Source organism: Microcoleus sp. ARI1-B5, assembly GCF_036705795.1.
GTDB lineage: Bacteria > Cyanobacteriota > Cyanobacteriia > Cyanobacteriales > Microcoleaceae > Microcoleus.
In genome coordinates, this window is sequence record NZ_JAUBVK010000027.1 from 1 (window position 1) to 20,624 (window position 20,624).

Genomic DNA, 20,624 nt, shown 5'->3' on the forward strand with positions numbered 1-20,624 from the left:
AGGCTGGGGTTGGGGTGTGAGGCTCGATCGCCCGCTTCACCATCACACAAGCAGGTGGTTGGTGAATCTCAGTTATATAGAATCTATTTGGGCTCTTGGATGAGGAGCTAGAATCGAGGACAAATGCCATACTCCAGCGATTTAACCGACAAAGAGTGGGAAATCATTCAGCCACTCCTGCCCCAAAAGAAAAGCACCAGACCGCCGGGAGCGGACAAAGCGACAAATCCTGAATGGCATCTTGTATCAACGGAAGAACGGTTGCAACTGGGGCGACCTGCCGAAAGACCTGCCGCCCTACTCCACCGTATTCTGACACTACAAGCAGTGGCGGTCAGCCGGAGTTCTGGAGCAAATCAGGGATGCTTTGCAGGCTCAGGTGCGAACACAAGTAAAAAAAACCAAGTGGACAACCTTGCTTCTGATTGACTCGCAAGTTGTGAAAAACACCTGTAATGCTGGGATAGAATCGAAAGGGTTTTGTTTCTACAAATCCACCAACGGCATCAAAAGGCATCTGGCTGTCGATAGTCTAGGATTCCCTTTCTTCATCCACTGCACCAAAGCTAATGTATCGGATGACCAGGGTTTAATTGAGATGCTGGCACACAACCTTGATTACTTCAAGGATAAACCGGACTCCAGTGCCTAAAATCACTATCCTGCTTGACAAAGGCTATCATCCAGTGGTGCTGACCACCGCGATCGAGCAGATATATCCCCCGATCGTGACTAAAATTCAGTTTGAATTAGCGCCCAAGCCCACCAAGTCTCAAAAGGAGGAGCAAGGGAAGACGGAATTTGTCGTCATCCCGACTCGCGATCGTGATTGAACGGTCGAATGCCTGGGTAGAACGGTATAAGAGTTGGGTCAAGAATTTTGAGCGGACGCTGGCTCATGCGACCGCTAAGCTCAATTTGCGTTTCCTCCGACTGATGCTTAAACGGTTGGCGAAGGAGCCTTTGGCGGAGCTATAGATCCCAAATGGGTTCTATATTTGCAAAACTCAGATGCTGCTTTTGAGCGCCGTCGCTCGGCGGTTAAAATAATCTAATTTCCGGTTGCATCGGTATTGTTCAATACTTGAGGCGGTGCGTGAGTGCAAACAGTCTCATCACCTAGATTCAAATATTTATCACTCTCACGCACCCTACAGCTTTTGAGAAATGAAAAAATTACATCCTCTCCAATACCTGAATCCCCAACAACTCCAAACCCAATTTCAGAGTCCTCGCCGTCAAATCGCACAAAATTAGCCGCGAACTCCGCAACGGTTCCTCAGCTTTCAAAACTGGACACTGCTCAAAAAATTGATTGAACTTTTGACTTAATTCAAACAAATACTGACAAATCCGATTCGGCAACAAATCGCAGCCAACAGAATTTATAACTTCATTCAACTGCAATAAATGCTTTGCCAATACCAACTCGGCATCGGATTGCAAAATTACTTTCGCACCAGCATCTAAATTGTCAAAATCAATCTCACCTCTGCGGCGAATTCCCTGCACGCGCGCGTAAGCATACAGCATATATAGAGCAGTATTTCCTTGCAAGGCGAGCATTTTGTCGTAACTAAATACATAGTTGCTGGCGCGGTTTTGACTTAAGTCGGCATACTTAACGGCACTCAAACCAACTGTTCGAGATACGTTAGCAATAAATTCCTCAGTTTCCTGTCTTCCCTCTGCTTTTAATATCCCTTCTAAAACTTGGCGCGCACGGACAATTGCTTCGTCTAACAAATCCTGCAACCGCACTGTTTCCCCAGAACGAGTTTTTAATCTTTTGCCGTCTTCTCCCAATACCAAACCGAAGGGAACGTGCACCATCTCGACATCTTCAGGAATCCAATTGGCTTTTTTCGCTACTGCAAATACTTGGGCGAAATGGTTGGATTGTCCGGAATCTGTGACGTATATTAAGCGCTTTGCATTGTCTTTTTGGATGCGGTAGCGCACTGCGGCTAAGTCGGTGGTGGCGTAGTTGTAGCCGCCGTCGGTTTTCTGGACGATTAGCGGCAGGGGTTCGCCTTCTTTGTTGGTAAAACCGTCTACAAAAACGCATTTCGCGCCGTCACTTTCTACTAGCAAACCTAGATGGGTTAAATCTTCGACTACGGCGGGCAATAATGGATTGTAAAACGATTCGCCGCGTTCGGTTAGTTTGATGTCTAGCAAGTCGTAGATTACTTGGAATGCGCGGCGGGATTGATCGCACAGCAATTTCCAAGCGCGGCGGGTGTCTTCAGCGCCTGCTTGCAGTTTTACTACTTCTTGGCGGGCGGTTTCTTTGAAGGTTTCGTCTGTGTCAAAGCGCTGTTTTGCTTGGCGGTAAAATGCGACTAAATCTCCTAAGTCTAGGGCGTCAGCGGTTGTGAGGGCTTGGGGGTGAACTTCGCGCAAGTATGCGATCAGCATTCCGAATTGGGTGCCCCAGTCGCCGATGTGGTTGATTCTGAGTATGTCGTGGCCTTGAAATTCGAGGATGCGGGCGATCGCATCTCCGATGATTGTCGATCGCAAGTGTCCGACGTGCATTTCTTTGGCTATATTCGGACTCGAAAAGTCGATCGCGATTGTCTGAGGCGTTTTGGCGGGTTCAATCCCCAAACGCGAGTCGGCCGCGATCTCGCTAATTTGCGCTTCCAAATAACTCGGTTTCAGCTTCAAATTGATAAAACCGGGTCCGGCGATTTCTGGGGTTTCGCAGATGTCACTAATATCTAGGTTTTCGATGATTGTCGAGGCGATCGTCCGTGGGGGCTTTCCTAACTTTTTCCCCAAACTCATCGCCGCGTTGCACTGAAAGTCCCCAAAGTTGGGATTGCTGGCGGCGGCTAGCATCGGATCTGCACCTGCATAACTTTCGCCGAATGCAGCGGTGAATGCTTTTTCAAATCTTGCTTTTAACTGGTGGGCGATCGAGTTCATCTTTTATATTTTGATTGGATGTTTATTTTAAACTCTAGATTAAGCACTTTGTGCCAATAATCCTCTAACAACTTAGATAATTTTCCTCTCCCCCTTTCCCTCTCTCCCCCCCTCCCACGATCCCCATCGGACCCTCTTCCGGAACCCCTTGGAAATTTTGTGTACTTAGCTTTTAGCTGCTGATGCGGTCGAAATCACTGGTCGCGTTAACACAGACTACATTTTATCACAGTTGCGATCGCTACACAACTCCAAAAATATCACATCTAGTCAACGATCGCGATCGCTAGATAATTTAGTTAAATCAGTTACATTAAGGTATGTTAATATTTTTTTAATGCTCCCCCAAATTCTACGGAAGGAAGTAGTTATGTTATCTCAACCTGTTTTTGGCGATCGTTCTCTGACCATCGCCTTTTATCAAGCTGTAATCGATCGCTTCGATGACCCTCTGAGTCTTTCGACTCAAGCACTATTACGAGAGTGTACCCTCGGCTTCGCCCCTTGTCCCGATGGAGTCAAAACCTTTTTCATTATCGCGCCGAGTCTGGATGCAGCAGAGCAACTTATTGGCAAAATCGACAGCATTTTAGAGCGAGTTGCCGAACTCATGGCTGGAGTCGGACAAGTTGCCCTGTGCATCGTTCCCCCCGGTAGCGAGGCTGACCAACCTGTCGATCTGCAAGACTTAGAAAAAGTTCCCGCCGATTGTCTCGCTTGCAAATTCTTTACAATTATGTGTGCTGATGCTGCGAGCGATCGCTAAAATTGACACTTAGCAACCAGCAACTCGCTGTGCTTGACTGAACCTGTGCCTCTGCCGGCGCGGGGTAGATTCCCTATTAGTAACAGTCGCTGGAATTAAGAGGGCAAAGCGTGCAGGTAATTCGATCGAAAGCAAGGTTGCACTCGCTATGTAAGAGTGTTAAACAAGCAGGCAAAATTAACGTACCTTCATGCCCGCTTGTCAGTCGATCTGATTTTTACCTGCCGGCTCAAACAGCGGTGCATCTACTTTTTACCTCCCCAATAAAGGCCGCCAAAAAGCCGCATCAACTCTTCTGGGTGTCTCGCTTTAAAAGACAGCAGCAGAAATTAGGCGGTAAGAAGAAGGAAGTTCGGCAACGGATGGTGTAACGGATGTAACGGATGTAACGGATCAGCAGATCCGCAACCGATCGCAATGGTTTTATAAACAAACACAACATTTATTGTGTAGCAATCTTTTGTCAAAATGGTATTATGTTGAGTCAGGTGGATTTACTTATTGCTGCAAAATAGAGTTTTGCTTGATATTCATTAAGTTTGCAGCGAGCAGAAATATGGGGAAAAATAGATAGTTAGTAGGGTGCGTCAGCCTGCAGTTTCGCTCCAGTTAAAACACATTGAAACTGGCACACCACAAAGTTAGGGTGCGTCAGTCCCAAGTTTTGACACAATTTAAACACATTGAAACTGACGCACCCTACGGGGATATATAGTGCGATCGCATCTCAGGCTCATAGAATTTGTTAAAAATTTCAGTTGAAAAATTGAATTATTAAATTTTATGCCTAACATTGGCGATAAAATCTAAGATTGCAATTCTAAAATCTCAAATCAAGCCATCATGGTAAAACTGACACCGAACCCTAGCTTTAGTTTAACGATTCGCGTTGCTCTGCCGAACCAGCCGGGAATGCTCGCTAGCGTCACCAGCGCGATCGGATCTGTGGGCGGCAACTTCGGCCAAATCGACTTGATCGAGCAAACCCGCGCCACTACAGTTCGCGATATCACCGTCGATGCTTCGAGCACTGAGCACAGCGAAGAAATAGTCCAAGCAGTGAAAGCGCTGCCGAATATCAAAGTGATCGACGTGTACGATCGCACTTTCAACTTGCACCGGGGCGGCAAAATCACCGTAGAAAGCAAAATTTCCCTCAAACGCCAGTCGGATTTGGCAATGGCCTACACCCCAGGAGTCGGCCGCATCTGTACTGCGATCGCCAATGACCCCCAACAAGTTTACAACCTGACAATCAAACAAAATACTGTTGCCATTGTTACCGACGGCAGCGCTGTTTTAGGACTGGGAAACCTGGGGCCGGAAGCCGCACTGCCAGTCATGGAAGGCAAAGCCATGCTATTTAAAGAATTTGCCGGAATAGACGCCTTTCCTATCTGTTTGAACACCCAAGATACAGACGAAATTATTCGCACAGTGCAGAATATCGCTCCGGTTTTTGGTGGCGTTAACCTCGAAGATATTTCTTCTCCCCGCTGCTTTGAAATTGAAGCAAGATTGCGGGAAACCTTAAATATTCCGATTTTTCACGACGACCAGCACGGCACTGCGATTGTCAGTTTGGCAGCATTAATTAATGCGTTGAAACTCGTGAAAAAATCAATCGCAGAAGTGTGTATGGTGATTAACGGAGCAGGTGCGGCCGGAGTCGCGATCGCCCGCTTGCTGCGCAAAGCCGGTGCCGAAAACATCATCATGTGCGACTCCAAAGGTGTCCTCTCCAAAGACCGCACGGATATGAACCCAGAAAAACTGGAATTTGCTGTGCCTTCGGGCGGTACTTTGGAAGATGCGATCGCCGGTGCGGATGTATTTTTAGGTGTCAGCGCCCCGGGAGTGCTCACTCGCTCGATGGTGCGTTCCATGGCCGAAAATCCGATTGTTTTTGCCATGGCAAATCCCATTCCCGAAATTCAGCCAGAATTAATTATGGAGGATGCGGCGATTATCGCCACCGGGCGCAGCGATTACCCGAATCAAATTAACAATGTTTTGGCATTTCCGGGGATATTTCGAGGTGCTTTGGACTGCAAAGCTAGCACGATTACCACAAGTATGTATTTGGGTGCAGCTTACGCGATCGCCTCTTTAGTCAGCCCTTCCCAGCTTGACAAAGAACACATTATACCGTCAGTTTTTGACGAAAGAGTTGCCATTGCTGTCGCCGGTGCCGTGCAGTTGGCCGCCCGATCCGAAGGTATCGCCCGCGATTAATAGAAGTTCGGCAACGGATTATTTAACCGATGTAACGGATGTAAAGGATGGAAGGAAGTTCGGCTCTTCCGAACAATGTACGGGATAGAGGGAAGTTCGGCAACGAGGACGAACTTCCTTACTGAGTGAGAAAAATCACAGCAATAAACAAGATAAAAAGATATAATTATATAACCCAAGCCCAGCTAGGTCAGATGCAAAGCCAGTTAGGAGAAGACCGGATCGATCGCTGCAACAGCAAATTGTTAGAAATGTGCCCGCTGGGGCTGGCATTGTGCCGGACAGACGGGACTTTTCTAGATGTAAATCCAGCTTTTGCAAGCATTATCGGCTACACAGTTGCAGAAACTCTCAAGCTCAATTACTGGGAAATTCTGCAAACAGAGTGCGCTGGCCCAGAAAAATATCTAAAAAGTCAAGCTAAAAATAGCTGCACGGGCCCGTGCGAAGCAGCATACAAACATAAAAGCAACCATCTCGTACCCGTGCGAGTTTCCGAAGTGGCAGTTGAAACAGAGGGAGAGTGCGCGATTTGGCTGAGTGCTGAAGAAATTTTTAATACTCGGGACAAAAATCTGGACTCAGCGCCGCCGCACAGCAATTCACAACTAGAAAAATTGCTGGCCAAGCAGACTGCTGAACTGGCAAAAACTCAGGAACTACTCCAAGAAAAAATCGCCGAACTCGAACTTGCAAAATCGCAACTGCAACTACAAAATCAGATAATAGACCAAATTGGCGAAGCCGTAATTTGTACGGATGCGAACGCCTCAATCATTAGTTGGAATAAAGCCGCTCAAAGGTTGTACGGCTACGATGAAAGTGAAGTTATAGGTCAACATATAGGTCTGATTTATCCGCCGCAACAGCGGGAATTAATATTAAAATTAGTGGCTCAACCGTTACAAGAAAAAGGCGAGTGCGAACTAGAAATTACAATGCAGCGCAAGTCAGGGGAAGACTTCGGCTCGCACTTGTCAATTTCTCTGATGAAAGACGTTAAGGGCAAAGTCTTTGGGAGTGTGGGGTGCATCAGGGACATTAGCGATCGCAAAGATTTAGAACAAGAATTAGCACGGAGACAAGCACTATTCGATGCTTTTTTGCAGGAGGCGCCGGCGGGAATTTGCATTTTGGACTCCCAACTGCGGTACGTGCAAATAAATCAATTTCTAGCAGAAATAAATTGCTTTAGTCCAGCCGAGCATATCGGCAAGACTATACGCGAAATATTGCCCGAGAGCGCTCCAATGGTAGAGCCTTTGTACGAAGAAATTTTGAGAACGAAAGCTCCCCTAATTAACATCGAGATGAGCGGTGACAATCCAAGAAAGCCGGGGTTTGTCCAACACCTGACGGGCTCTTATTTTCCCCTGCTCGACAAAGATGGCGAGGCGATCGGCATCGGTGCAGTTGTGATTGACATTAGCGATCGAAAACTTGCAGAAGCAGCACTGCAAAAAAGCGAACAGCTTTACCGCACGATGGCAAGCAACATTCCTAACGGTGCGGTGATGCTGTTCGATCGCGACCTGCGCTTCACCCTGGTAGAAGGTACAGAATTAGCAGCAGTGGGGCTTTCCAAAGAGTTGATGGAAGGCAAGACAATCTGGGAAGTATTCGAGCCGGATTTTTGCGGTGCTGTCGAGCCAAATTATCGGGCGGCACTGGCTGGAGAAACAGTTGTTACAGAATTTACTTACCGCGATCGCATTTACCTCGCTTATACTTTGCCAGTCAGAAACGAACGGCAAGAAATCACCGGCGGATTGCTGATGACTCAAAACATTACGGCTCGCCAATTAGCAGAAGAAGCGCTCAGGGAAAGCGAGGAAAAATACAGGTGTATTGTCGAGACAGCAGACGAAGGAATTTGGATCGTAGATACGGAGGGTAAAACTACTTTTGTCAACCAAAAAATGGCCAATATGCTCGGCTGCACTCCAGAGGAAACGATCGGACAACCGCTATTTGCTTTCATGGATGCAGAAGGCATGGCGATCGCCCAAGCCAATCTCAACCGCCGCAGTCAAGGAATTAGCGAACAGCACGATTTTAAGTTCCGCCGCCGAGACGGCAGCGACTTGTGGGCGATGGTTTCTACTAATCCCTTGCCTGACAAACAGGGACGCTATGCGGGCGCTTTGGCAATGGTGGCCGACATTACCGATCGCAAGCAAACAGAAGCCGCATTGCAGCAGTCGGAAGCCAAATTTCGATCGCTCTACGAATTAACCAGTTTGCCCGTTTTGATGTTATACGACAGTGGCATCTGCGATGCCAACACCGCCACCCTCAAACTATTTGGTTGCACCTCCCCGCAACAGTTGTACGGCAAACACCCCGGCCAGCTTTCGCCTGCTTTCCAACCCAACGGTAGAGATTCTTTGAGCATGGCCCAGGAAATGATGGATCTCGCCTTGAAACGCGGCAATAACCGTTTTGATTGGGTTCACCAGCGCTCAGACGGTACTGATTTTCCCGCAGAAGTCGTGCTGACAGTCATCGAAGTTGGAAATCAAAAAATTATCCAAGCCGTCGTCCAAGATTTAACCGAGCGCAAACTTGCAGAAGAAACATTAGTGCGATCGGAACAAGCCCTCAGACAGCAAGCTCAGAGAGAACAACTGCTCAATCAAATTGCCAACCAAATCCGCAATTCTTTAGATTTAGACACAATTTTAGCAACCGCAGTTCAAGAAATTCGCAATTTAATGCAGCTCGATTGGTGCATCTTCACTTGGTATCGCCCCAACAGCCATCCTCCGGTTTGGGAAATAGTTTATGAAGCCAAAAATGCAGCTTTACCAAGTTTGCTAGGTACTTATGTCGTAGAGGACACATCTAGTGCAGGAGTCAAGCAAATTTTACGCCGAGAAATTCTGCGAATAGATGATGTTAGCACTTTTGAAGATGCAGAATTGCGCGCTGCTTTCCAGGCAATAAAAGTTAAATCAGTGCTGTCGCTGCCAATTCATACTGCTGACGGCGATCTTGGCGCGATTACCTGCTATCAGGCTCTGTCGGCGCGAAATTGGAGCGATTCGGAAGTCGAACTGATGCAAGCGGTGATCGCTCAAATTGCGATCGCGATCGACCACGCCGAACTCTACGATCAAACCCGCACAGCAGCCCGATTAGCTCAAGCTCAAACTCAACAGCTAGAACAAACTTTGCACCAACTCCAACGAACCCAAACTCAATTAATTCAAAGTGAAAAAATGTCAAGTTTGGGACAGTTAGTCGCAGGTGTCGCCCACGAAATTAACAACCCAGTTAATTTTATCTACGGCAATCTCAGCTACACCAGCGAATACACTAAAAATTTGCTCAAACTCCTGCAACTTTACCAGCAGGAATACCCGCAGCCTAGCCCCACAATTTTAGATGCCAGAGAAGCCTTTGAAATTGATTATATTGTTGAAGATTTACCGAAAATTTTAGCATCTATGAAAGTCGGAGCCGATCGCATCCGCGACATAGTTTTGAGCCTGCGGACTTTCTCAAGACTTGACGAAGCCGAAATGAAACAAGTTGACATTCACGATGGCATTGAAAGCACGCTGATGATTTTGCAAAACCGCCTCAAAAATAAACCCGATCGCCCGCCAATCGATCTGATTAAAGAATATGGTAACTTGCCTTTAGTTGAATGTTATCCCGGTCAGTTAAATCAAGTATTTATGAATTTGTTGAGCAATGCGATCGACGCCTTGGAAATGGAGATGAATAAACCCGATCGCACTACCAAAAATCTCGCAATTACGATCCGCACCGAACTAACCGACAATAACTGCGTGGCGATGCGGATAGCTGACACCGGCCCCGGGATGAGCGAAAACGTGAAACGGCGCTTGTTTGACCCATTTTTCACCACAAAACCCATCGGCAAAGGCACAGGCTTAGGATTGGCGATTTCGCACTCTATTGTCGTAGAAAAACACGGCGGCGAGCTTACGTGCAATTCTGTATTGGGAGAAGGTTCCGAATTTGCGATCGAGATTCCTATGCGACAAAAAAGAAATTAAAACCCAATGCAAAATTAAGAGAAACCGGGTTTCTTCCGAGATATTTTGCCACCCAACCGAGATTTTCTCAGAAACCCGGTTTCTTAGACTTTACACTTTGCAAAATCCCCAGAAAACTTCCCAGAAACCGGGTTTCTTCCGAGATATTTTGCCACCAACCGAGATTTTCTCAGAAACCCGGTTTCTTAGACTTTGCTTCTAACCTAGAGATTTTACGTAAACCCGATCGCACCTTGGCGTCTCAACACCCGTTGTCGGCAGATATCCGCTAGTTTCGTACATTTTAACAGCTTCTTTGAGAACGCTAGCAGTTTCGATCCAGATTTCATCAAAGCCGCGAGCGATAATTTTACTTTCCAATTCTTGCAGTAAAAATTTCCCCAAACCTTGTCCCCTTGCTGCGGGCAAAATATACATTTTGCGAATTTCCACAGCATTCTTCCCGCGCTCGATGGGATAGTAAGCGGCTGTACCGACTATTCGATCGTGCTTTTCAACTACCCAAAATTCCCCGCCCTTCTTCTGATAGTGTAGTTCTACATCATAGACATCTCGATCTGCTCCGTGAGGTTCGCATTTTAAACCGTACTCTGCTAAAACATCCTTAATTAAATGGAACGCCTCAGCCCGATCGCGCGTTTCCCAGGAGCGAATTAAAAAATCGAGATGTTGGGTTTTCATCGGTTGTTGTGAAGTATACTTATTTTTTGACTTTAGCAACTGTAAATTTACTGATTTTTGGTATTGTACAGTCTTTAAATGCACCCAACTTTTAACTGTGAATTCTCGGTTCAGGATAAAGAGTTGCCAGCAACTCGCTCTCTACCAATGATAATTCCTCCAGTCGCTCCATCACAAGAGCGCGATCGAAATAAGTTGTGGCCAAAATCCAATATACCCCGTAATGGCGCGCTTCCGAAGCCATCAAACTGCGGTAAAACTTAGCCAATTGGGCGTCGGGGCAGCGCTCGCCCAGCAGACCCAGCCGTTCGTGACTCCGCGCTTCAATCAAACCAGAAACCAACAAAGAATCCAAAAGTCTCTCCGGTTCATGCTTGCGAATTTGGCCCGACAAGCCGGCACCGTAGGGAGGCGCGGCCAAAGGGCCCAAAGCGATGCCGCGCTGTTCTAACCGCTGGTTGACTTGCTCGAAATGCTCTAATTCTTCGCGGGCGATGGCTGTTAGCATCCTCACCAATTTTTCCCGCGCTGGGTAGCGAAACATTAAATTTAACGCTACTCCCGCTGCTTTCCGCTCGCAGTGAGAATGATCTAATAAGATTGTATCTAAATGGGCGATCGCCTGTTCGACCCAAGCTTCCGAAGTCGGCTGTTTCAAAAACTTAATAGTTGGGTGTGTCATGAGTCATTAGTCATGAGTCATTAGTCATTAGTCATTAGTGAGCAGTTAAATAGCCTTCGATCAAACCTATGTACTCGCGGTCGTTCCAGCGGACATCATACTATGTATTCAGATTTTACACAATTTTTCAAACACCGCATACATATCACCAGCAAACTTTTTCGGATTCCACAGCGGCGACAAATTAGCTGCGTCTTTAGACTTCACCAACTGTGATTGAATTGCCTTTCTCAATTCACCATCCTTACCCAACTTTACACCCAAATCCACATATTCCGCCCAAGACCAAGCCGCACCAGTTTCAATTCCCAAAGCCTGTAAAAACGAATAACCCATCCTCGACAAAAACTGCTCTCCGGTGCGAGTCACCACAGGCAAATTAAACCACAAAGCCTCTAAAGTGTGAGTACCTCCATTGTAAGGATAAGAATCTAACAAAACATCTGCCAGCAAATAGACAATTCTGTGCTCTTCCTCCGTAGCATACCTCGGCAAAAACTTAATTCGGTGCCGGCCGACTCCTTCAGCTTCGCAAGCTTGGTGATACGCAGCCTCAAACACCGCAGCATCGCCTAAACCTTTGTGAATTAAGATACTGTTCGGCACTTGTTTTAGAATCGCAATTTGTGCTTTTACTAAGTCGGCATTAAATTTTCTGCCGGGAGCGACGCACAGGTAAACTATCTGATCCAAACCGATCCGATGCGACTTTCTCAATGCCACCGGATCTACTCCATACCTCTGAAAACCTGACACCGCTACAAAAGAATCCGGCATCCTAATTAGCTGCTCGTCATAATATTTTTCGCGCCCGGTTGGGTGCGAGTGCCAGTCTGTAAGAAAGTAATTTTCCGAGGATATGTAAGGCGCATCAAATCCGAGCCAAGAAACACAAACAGGCGCGGGTTTTTGGTAGAGAATGTCAGCGTGAACTGGTACGCTGAGAGAATCTAAATCGACTAAAACGTTCAATTCATCTTGCTGAATTTGGGCGATAATTTCTGCGGAATTAGCAAGTCCGTTCGGGTAAGTTTGCGGAAAAGTCAGTTTTCCCAAACTTTCAAATTGCTGAGTGCGATCGTCCGGCACAATTCTTTCGGAAGCGTACAGATACAAATTGGGTGTGAAGTCGGACAATTCGCGAATGATGTCAGCGCTGCACCAACCTACAGAATGGCGGCTGAAGTGATTGGATAAAAATCCGATTTTTAATTTGCTGGCTGGGGCTTTTGGTTTTAAACTGTAATTTGCAGGTTGAGAAAAATTAGGTTTGATACATTTGTCGATGTACTTTTGGGCAATTAATCTGTAAAGTTGGGAGTTGGCTGCCAAGTCATCTCGCACATAGGGCGTGCTGAATAAGAAGTTTGCATAAAGCGATTTAATTTCCACGGAGCTAGCGGTTTCTAAGTTTTGCTCCAAGTACGATTCTAGTTCTAAAAATCGATCGCCCGCAATTTGATTCAATCCCGAGACTTGATAGGTGCTGACGAAGTAAATCGCCGTCATAATCGGATCGGTTTCGGCACACATTTGGCTGTATGTGTGAACGGCTTGCCGCGCTGCGGCTAAATCGCTAGTATCTCTGAGGATGGCGCACAAATGCTGGTGTGCCGAAATAAAATCGGGTTTAATTTCTAGGGCTTTTTGAAGGTTGGGTATGGCGTCTTTAAATTTGCCCTGGTGGCGCAAAACTCGGCCAATTTGACAGTATGCTTCGGGTAAATCGGGTTTGAAAGCGATCGCCCGCTGCCATGCAGCCACAGCCTCATCTAACTTCCCCTGCCGCGCTAATCGATCGCCTAAATTTATGTGAAAATCTACCTGAGCCAGATGGGGATTGAGTTCGAGAGCTTTTTGCTCGTATGCGGACGCTGCATCCGGTTGCCCCTGCTGCTTCAGTGCCCCTGCCAAATTCCAGTAAGCAGCAGCCAAAGTTGGTTTGAGTTCGATCGCCTTTTGGTAATTAACAATCGCCTCCACGAAATGCCCTTGTTTGTATAGCATACTGCCCAAATTAGCATACGCCTCAGCAAAATCGGGATTCAGGGCGATCGCCTCGGAATAAAAGCGCATCGCTTCCTCAATTTGCCCGCTTGCTTGCTGCACGTTACCCATTGTCACGTAAGCCGCCGCCCAATCCGGTTGCAATTCCAGAGCACGGCGACAAGCAGCGACGGCGGCTGCTAAATTGCCTTCAGAGTAATACATTTCTGCAACGACAGTCAGCGATGCAGCATCTTCTAATTGGGGTGTTTCGGATTGGTTGCGAAAATCGGAATTCATTTGGCGGCCTATCTGTGCTATCAAGTTAAAGGTTGAATCTAGATTAATTTGCAGAGTAGCAGTTTTAGCGGAATTACGGGCGATCGTCACAGAGAATTTATGAGCGACAAGCAAACGACACAGCGCCAACATCACATCAAGTGGAAACCAAACCTCCTGCTGGGGATACTCTTGTTAGCTTTAGCAATCCCCTTGCCCTTTGCCCAAAAGACTCTCGCACAAAAGCAGACAGCCGACTTTCGGCAGCGAGTATTTCAAACAGCGCTTTATTTCACCTTATATTTTGAGGGCGGATTCAGCAATCACCCCGCAGATAAGGGCGGCAGAACTTATCGGGGCATCCTGCAAACGGAATACAACTCCTACCGCTACAGTCGCGGGCTGCCGCCCCTCGACGTGACGCAGATGTCGGAAGCAGAGCTCCTAGAAATTTATAAATATTACTGGGATTCGAGCCTTTCGGACACGATGCAGCCTGCTTTGGCGATCGTCATGTTTGACACTGCTGTTAATTTTGGTATTAACAATTCTATTACATTTTTGCAGCAAGCCTTGGGATTGCCGCAAACTGGTGTTTTTGATGCGCGCACGAGGGATGCGCTGAAAGCTGCCAACAACAAAAATACGGCGCTGCAAATGATTAACGAACGGATTATTTACCGCTACAAACGAGTGCAGGAAGATCCGAGTCAAATGGCTTTTTTCCGGGGTTGGCTGAGCCGCGATTACAGTTTGTGGGGCTACGTGAACAAGATTAAAAATTAAGCGTTTTCTTGATACTCAAAATGCTGTAATTGTCATTGCTCGCTCGCGCAGCAATCTCAAAATCTGCGATCGCACCGATTCGCGGTTGGTTTTTACTGAGATTGCTGTAACTCTCATCGCAACCTGTTAGCGCAGCAATCTCAGAGCCGGCGCTGCGAGTGATTATCGGTTTGTTTTTACTGAGAATGCTGTAATAGTCTTGTTATAGACGCACAGATACCTAGAAACCGCGTTTTTTAACCCCAATATTTGCCCAACACCTTCAATCTCGATCGAAAACCCGGTTTGTGGACGCGGGCGGGTGAATCCTGTTGTCATTACTCGCTCGCTCGCGCAGCAATCCCACAGCGGGCGATCGACACTGCGATCGCTCCTCCCCATCTAATATTTATTTGCAACCACCACTTAAAATCGGTGAATTTGCACTCATATCTCAACCATTTGTCAAGTCAATCAAGTTCATAAAAGTCATAATTTTAGTTTCCTAAAAGTCATATTCATGAAGATATATTTCAATTTTTAAAACCTAGTAAAATTCAACCAAACCGTCTATAACATAAATACAAGAACAAAACCTGTAGTTGCTGGACAAGTAACTTAAGCCCTAAGACTATGACGGTAGAAAAAACTATGACGGTAGAAGAAGCAATCATTTGTTTGGACAATCTGGTATACGAACAAACCCAAAAACGCCTAAAGCCGTTGCAAAAGGCGATAATTCGAGGCGTTGTAGAGGGTTTGACCTACAAAGAAATTAAGGAAAACGATCCGATCGCCCGCTACTACGCAGTGGGCACCCTGGGGCGCGTTGTCGGCTACAACTTGTGGAAAGACCTCACCAAGGTACTGAAGCAAGCAGGAATTATTGAACTAGAAGAAAAAGTAGTCGGAGCAAATCTTTGGGACAGCATGATGAGATTACAAAAAGGCACAGAACCCCCTAAACCTCCTGTCTATCCGCCCTTGGAAAAGCTGCTGCGGATGCGTTACCGAATCCGAGAACACTTGGTGAGCACCGAGTACAGCGATACGTATCTGGCTGAAGATGAAAATTTGCCCGATCGACCTTTGTGCCTCGTCAAGCGCCTGAAAAGCCAATCAGAGAAAACCAGCAAGCTATTCGATATAGAAACGCGGGTGTTATATCGCTTGGGCCAAAACGATCGCATACCAGAATTGTTAGCTCGATTTGAAGAAGATGGATATTTTTATTTAGTCTATCAATTCATCGAAGGGCAACCCATTTATCAAGAACTCATCGAAGGTCAACCCTGGGAAGAACATCAAGTTATTGCCTTGTTGAAAGATATCTTAGAAGTGCTGGTTTTTGTTCACAAACAAAATGTAATTCACCGCGATTTGCACCCTCAAAACTTAATCATGCGCGCATCAGACGGCAAGATTGTATTAATTGACTTTGGGGCTGTTAAAGAAATCAACACCTCGCAAAACAGCAACAGCCAAACCCAATCGCGCGGCGGTGGCACCCAGCAAGAGTACATCCCCCCCGAACAAGCCATCGGTTCGCCGAAATTTTGCAGCGACATCTATTCTGTCGGGATCATCGGGATTCAAGCCTTGACAGGGATGCGCCCGAAACAACTCAAACTCGATAATTTAGGCAATCTCATCTGGCATAAAAATGCAACTGTTACCCCGGAGTTTGCTAGGGTTTTAGACCAGATGGTGCTGTACCATTTCCCCCAGCGTTACCCGTCAGCAACCGAAGCTTTGCAAGCACTTAAAAACTTGGAAGTCAGTAGTCATTAGTCAGTAGTCATTAGTCAGTAGTCATTGGTCATTGGTCATTAGTCATTGGTCATTGGTCATTGGTCATTGGTCATTGGTCATTGGTCATTGGTCATTGGTCATTGGTCATTGGTCATTAGTTGAGGAACTAAACCCAGCACCATTGATTTGAGATTTGATACCAAATCTGGCTTTAATACCCCCTCTTGAGTCTCGCGTTGCGCGGACGAAAGTTTGTGTAGTAGCGGTTGAAACCGCGCCCGTCTTATTTTTTGTGCCGTTACCGGAGCCCGCCCCTACGGGGGCTGCGCCAACGGAGACGATCGCACAATCCGCTACCGTTACCCCTCAAACGATCGAGTACAAACACTCAACCATGCGGATAAATCGGGCGATTCCCTACCCTTCACCGAACCCCGTAGGGGAACCCGATAGCTTCGCCCCGCGCACTCTTTCCCAGCTTGAACGCATCAGGAACAAGCAACAACAAACAAGGAATTTTTTGTTTTAACTAACAATCAAAAAAAAATCTTGAATTCTGACGAATGCCTTCTACATCTCTAGCCTTCTAAATTCTGTTGACGCTCTGTCTCAAGTTAGATACAATAATTAGTATTTTATAGTATGCAGGTTTAACAATATCTTAAGCAGCTTTGTATAGCTGGCAATAATATAAGTACAGTGTTTATTGTTACCTTCGATACGTAGAAACCCACATAATTTGAGAGAGCGAAAAATTGGAATTTTTTCAACGAGCACAACAAGTGCAGCCGCCCTCAACCCCAATTATTGCGCTTCAGTCTTTTTCCAAAAAAGCTGGTATTGCAGTAATCGCGATCGGCTGTACAGTCATTTTAGGTTGGATCTTCGACCTGCAACTATTAAAGAGCATTCTGCCCGGACTCGCGAGCATGAAAGCCAATACAGCAATCTGCTTTATTTTGGGCGGATTCTCTCTGTTGCTCCAACAGCGCAGGCGCGCCGAATTAACAACAATAAAGCATCAAAAAATAGATAAAATTTTAATTTTTAGCGTCTCATATTTAATTATATTAATTAGCCTCCTCACCCTATTTCAATATAGCTTTAATGTAGACTTAGGCATCGACCAATTGCTATTTAAAGACAGTTCCACCTTGACCGCCCTATCAGCACCGGGACGCATGGCGCCGAATACTGCTGCTGCTTTTTTATTGCTGGGTTCTGCCTTGCTGCTGCTGTCAGTACGCCGCCCCAAATACCTGCGGGTTCAAATCTTAAGCTGTTGTGCATTTTTAATTGCATTTCTGGGTTTTATAGGCTACATCTACGGCCAAGCTTTCTTTTACACAATTGGCACTCAGACAGGAATGGCTTTGCACACCGCCGCCGCATTTATGTTGCTGAGCCTCGGCATTTTATTTGCAAATCCAGAGCGAGGATTGATAGCAGTAATTGCGAGCGATCGCGCGGGCGGCATCATGGCGAGGCGCTTGTTGCCGCAGGCAATAATTATCCCGCCTTTAGTCGGTTATTTCATCATGTCTGGAGAGCGGTTGCAAGCCTACGCGCCGGAGGTAGGAATATCGCTGTTAAGCGTATTGAACGTAATTATTTTTACAGTTCTGATTTGGCAGAATGCGAAAACTCTCTGCACCGCAGACCGAAAGCGCTATCGAGCCGAACTGGGGCTAAGAAAAGCTAAATCCGACTTAGAAACTCAAGTCGATCGACGGACTCTCCAACTACAACTGGCCAACGAGCAATTGCAGCAGCAAATTCGCGACTCTCAAGCAACAGAGCAGGCGCTCCAAAAAAACTACAACCTGTTGCTCACAGTCATCAACAGTACGCCGACCGCCCTATTTGTCAAAGATATTCACGGCTGCTACATGATGCTCAACGCTGCGGGAACTACGATAATTGGCAAGTCTTTTGATGAAATTATCGGCAGAGATGACAGCGAGTTATTTCCGCCGGAAATTGCGGCCAATATTACCAAAACCGATCGCGAAATCGTGACAGCCGGAAAAACGCAAGTGATGGAAGAAGAACTTCCGGTTAAAGGAATATTGCGGACATTTCTTTCGACAAAAAACGCTTACCGAGACGGGCAAGGAAATATCAGCGGTATAGTTAGCATCGCGCGGGATATTACCGATCGCAAACAAGCCGAAATCGCCAAAAGCAATCTGGCAGCAATTCTGGAAGCAACGCCGGATTTTGTAGGTATCTGCGACCTCGAAGGACGCCCCATTTACATCAACAAAGCAGGTCGAAAAATGGTGGGTATAGACGAAAACGAAGATATATCCAACCGACAAGTTGCAGAATTCACGGCAGCGTCAGCCCGCAGCACTTTGAATCAAGCGATCGCCACCGCTATTTCCGGTGGCTTTTGGAGCGGAGAAACAGCCTTTGTGTCAAAATCGGGACTCGAAATTCCCGTCAGCCAAGTCATCATCTCCCACTCCGCACCGGACGGCAAACTCGCATACATTTCAACGATCGCCCGCAACATCAGCGATCGCAAACAAACTGAGCAAGCGCTGCAACTGTCTCAAGCTCGCTTCGCCGGCATCGTAGAAATTGCCGACGACGCAATTATTTCGGTAGATGCAAACCAAAAAATTATCATGTTCAACCAAGGTGCAGAACGGATTTTCGGGTGGACTGCTGCGGAGGCGATGGGGCAATCCCTGAGCCTGCTGTTACCCGAAGCTTTTGCCGCCTCTCACAGCCACCTCGTCAGCAATTTCGGCGGAGGCGTTAAACAAGCCCGAAAAATGAGCAACCGCAAAGAAATTTTCGCCCGCCGCCGAGACGGTACGGAATTTCCCGCCGAAGCTTCTATTTCCAAACTCGAAGTTGCAGGCGAAATCATATTCACAGCAATTTTGCGCGACGTGACAGCGAGCCGGCAAGCGGAAGAATTTGTGCGTCTGAGTGAGGAAAGATACCGATCGCTGGCAATCGCCACCGCGCAACTGGTATGGATGACAGACGCCCAGGGAAAGCCGATCGCGCCGATCGACTGGATGGCATATACAGGTCAAAGTTTGGAGGAAGCTACAGACAACTGGGTTTCGGCAATTCACCCAGACGATCGCCCGATAACGGCGCAAGCTTGGATGCGCGCCGTAGAAACAAAAAGTCTCTACGAAGTCGAGCACCGCTTGCGGGCCGCAGACGGCAGCTACAGACACTTCTGGGTGCGTGCCGTCCCCGTTTTGGCAGGCGACGGCAGCGTTCGCGAGTGGGTGGGCGCTCACATCGATATTAGCGATCGAGTGCAAGTTTTGGCAGCGATGGAACAGTCAGCCGCACAGTATCGCCAGCAAGCAGCCCAACTCGAAAAAGCTGTCCGCGAGTTGCACCAAGCTCAAGCTCAACTAATCCAAACCGAAAAAATCTCTTCTCTCGGGCAGCTAGTCGCCGGCGTCGCCCACGAAATTAACAATCCGATTAACTTCATCTACGGCAACATCACCCACGCCAGCCAATACGCCACAGACTTGCTCGGTTTGCTCCACCTTTACCAGGAAAAATACCCAAATCCCGTCCCGGAAATTGTAGAAGCAGCCGAAGATATTGAAATCGATTTTTTAATGGAAGACTTTACGAAGATTTTGGAATCAATGAAAGTAGGAGCCGATCGCATCCGCGACTTAGTTGTATCCTTGCGCAACTTTTCCCGACTCGACGAATCGCAGATGAAGCTCGTTGACATTCACGAAGGAATCGAAAGCACTTTGGTAATTTTGCAGCACAAGCTCAAAGCTAATGCAGTTCGTCCGGCGATCGAGATTATCAAAGAATACGGCAACTTCCCAAAAGTCGAGTGCTATGCAGGTCAGCTCAATCAAGTATTTATGAATCTGTTAGCAAATGCGATCGACGCCCTCGAAGAGTACAACAGCAATCATTCTTCAAATGAAATCTCTTTTCGCCGCAACACAATTCGGATTAGCACCAGTGCGAATTCAGACACATTAACAATTCGGATTGCCGACAACGGGAGGGGAATCAATCAAGAAGTTATTCACAAGTTGTTCGACCCATTTTTTACTACTAAACCCGTCGGCAAAGGAACAGGCTTGGGACTGTCAATCAGCTATCAGATTATAGTTGAAAAACACGGAGGTAAATTGCAGTGTGTTTCCGCGCCCGGGGAAGGTGCAGAGTTTGTCATAGAGATTCCTATTTCCCAGAAAATATCAGCGCTGGCTGCGGAAAACACAAAGGAAATGGTCAGCAGTCATTAGACAGTTGACAGTTGACAGTTGACAGTTGACAGTTGACAGTTGACAGTTGGCAGTTGGCAGTTGATAGTGGGGAGTTAGCAGTTGATAGTGGGCAGTTGATGGTTGATGGTTGTCATTAATCATAAATTTCTCAACGTCTCCCCATCTCCCCGTCTCCCCATCTCCCGTCTCCGTCGCTCGATCGCCCAAAATCGAAATAATTCTTTACAATAGGAGAGTAAATATTCTTACTGACTTAAATAAATCCCTTGAAA

Annotated in this window: 14 protein-coding genes; 10 read left to right on the top strand and 4 right to left on the bottom strand. The window is 46.9% G+C overall.

Going from position 1 to position 20,624, the window contains the following annotated elements; all coding sequences use genetic code 11:
• Positions 1-123: 123 nt before the first annotated feature.
• Genes QUB63_RS27415 through QUB63_RS27425 form a run of 3 tightly spaced genes read left to right on the top strand, consistent with a single transcriptional unit; the run spans position 124 to position 833 of the window.
• The gene (locus tag QUB63_RS27415) at positions 124-429 is read left to right on the top strand and encodes a hypothetical protein (protein ID WP_332948523.1); all 306 of its coding nucleotides are present in this window, start codon (positions 124-126) and stop codon (positions 427-429) included.
• Between the two features lie 10 nt (positions 430-439).
• Entirely contained in the window at positions 440-652 is a 213-nt protein-coding gene (locus QUB63_RS27420) for a transposase (protein ID WP_332948524.1), read from the top strand.
• Positions 645-833, top strand: a complete 189-nt coding sequence (locus QUB63_RS27425; RefSeq protein ID WP_332948525.1) for a hypothetical protein — start codon at positions 645-647, stop codon at positions 831-833. The genes QUB63_RS27420 and QUB63_RS27425 overlap by 8 nt, the downstream gene beginning before the upstream one ends.
• 343 nt (positions 834-1,176) lie before the next feature.
• On the opposite strand, the gene argS is transcribed toward QUB63_RS27425, so the two are convergent.
• Positions 1,177-2,934: an arginine--tRNA ligase gene (argS, locus tag QUB63_RS27430; RefSeq protein ID WP_332948526.1), complete on the bottom strand. Its 1,758-nt coding sequence runs from the start codon at positions 2,932-2,934 to the stop codon at positions 1,177-1,179.
• 370 nt (positions 2,935-3,304) lie between these two features.
• Between argS and QUB63_RS27435 the strand changes: the two genes are divergently transcribed.
• The 3 genes from QUB63_RS27435 to QUB63_RS27445 all read left to right on the top strand — a co-directional run bounded on the left by QUB63_RS27435 (position 3,305) and on the right by QUB63_RS27445 (position 9,963).
• Complete coding sequence (locus QUB63_RS27435) at positions 3,305-3,700, top strand: hypothetical protein (RefSeq protein WP_332948527.1); 396 nt, start codon at positions 3,305-3,307, stop codon at positions 3,698-3,700.
• A gap of 843 nt (positions 3,701-4,543) precedes the next feature.
• Positions 4,544-5,935 carry a malic enzyme-like NAD(P)-binding protein gene (locus tag QUB63_RS27440; RefSeq protein WP_332948528.1) on the top strand — a complete coding sequence of 464 codons (1,392 nt, stop codon included), beginning with the start codon at positions 4,544-4,546 and terminating at the stop codon, positions 5,933-5,935.
• Between the two features lie 194 nt (positions 5,936-6,129).
• The gene (locus QUB63_RS27445; protein ID WP_332948529.1) at positions 6,130-9,963 is read left to right on the top strand and encodes a PAS domain S-box protein; all 3,834 of its coding nucleotides are present in this window, start codon (positions 6,130-6,132) and stop codon (positions 9,961-9,963) included.
• A 198-nt stretch (positions 9,964-10,161) separates the two neighbouring features.
• On the opposite strand, the gene QUB63_RS27450 is transcribed toward QUB63_RS27445, so the two are convergent.
• The 3 genes from QUB63_RS27450 to QUB63_RS27460 all read right to left on the bottom strand — a co-directional run bounded on the left by QUB63_RS27450 (position 10,162) and on the right by QUB63_RS27460 (position 13,612).
• Complete coding sequence (locus tag QUB63_RS27450; protein WP_332948530.1) at positions 10,162-10,644, bottom strand: GNAT family N-acetyltransferase; 483 nt, start codon at positions 10,642-10,644, stop codon at positions 10,162-10,164.
• A gap of 91 nt (positions 10,645-10,735) precedes the next feature.
• Positions 10,736-11,326: a tRNA-(ms[2]io[6]A)-hydroxylase gene (locus tag QUB63_RS27455; protein ID WP_332948531.1), complete on the bottom strand. Its 591-nt coding sequence runs from the start codon at positions 11,324-11,326 to the stop codon at positions 10,736-10,738.
• A 108-nt stretch (positions 11,327-11,434) separates the two neighbouring features.
• The gene (locus QUB63_RS27460; RefSeq protein WP_332948532.1) at positions 11,435-13,612 is read right to left on the bottom strand and encodes an O-linked N-acetylglucosamine transferase, SPINDLY family protein; all 2,178 of its coding nucleotides are present in this window, start codon (positions 13,610-13,612) and stop codon (positions 11,435-11,437) included.
• 99 nt (positions 13,613-13,711) lie between these two features.
• Between QUB63_RS27460 and QUB63_RS27465 the strand changes: the two genes are divergently transcribed.
• From QUB63_RS27465 to QUB63_RS27480, 4 genes are all read left to right on the top strand, one after another.
• A complete protein-coding gene (locus QUB63_RS27465; protein ID WP_332948533.1) occupies positions 13,712-14,377 on the top strand; it encodes a glycoside hydrolase family 108 protein in 666 nt (221 codons plus the stop codon).
• Between the two features lie 249 nt (positions 14,378-14,626).
• Entirely contained in the window at positions 14,627-14,842 is a 216-nt protein-coding gene (locus tag QUB63_RS27470) for a hypothetical protein (protein WP_332948534.1), read from the top strand.
• 165 nt (positions 14,843-15,007) lie between these two features.
• The gene (locus QUB63_RS27475; protein WP_332948535.1) at positions 15,008-16,147 is read left to right on the top strand and encodes a serine/threonine-protein kinase; all 1,140 of its coding nucleotides are present in this window, start codon (positions 15,008-15,010) and stop codon (positions 16,145-16,147) included.
• Between the two features lie 716 nt (positions 16,148-16,863).
• Positions 16,864-20,370, top strand: coding sequence for a PAS domain S-box protein (locus QUB63_RS27480; RefSeq protein ID WP_332948536.1), 3,507 nt, complete (start codon positions 16,864-16,866; stop codon positions 20,368-20,370).
• Positions 20,371-20,624 lie beyond the last annotated feature (254 nt).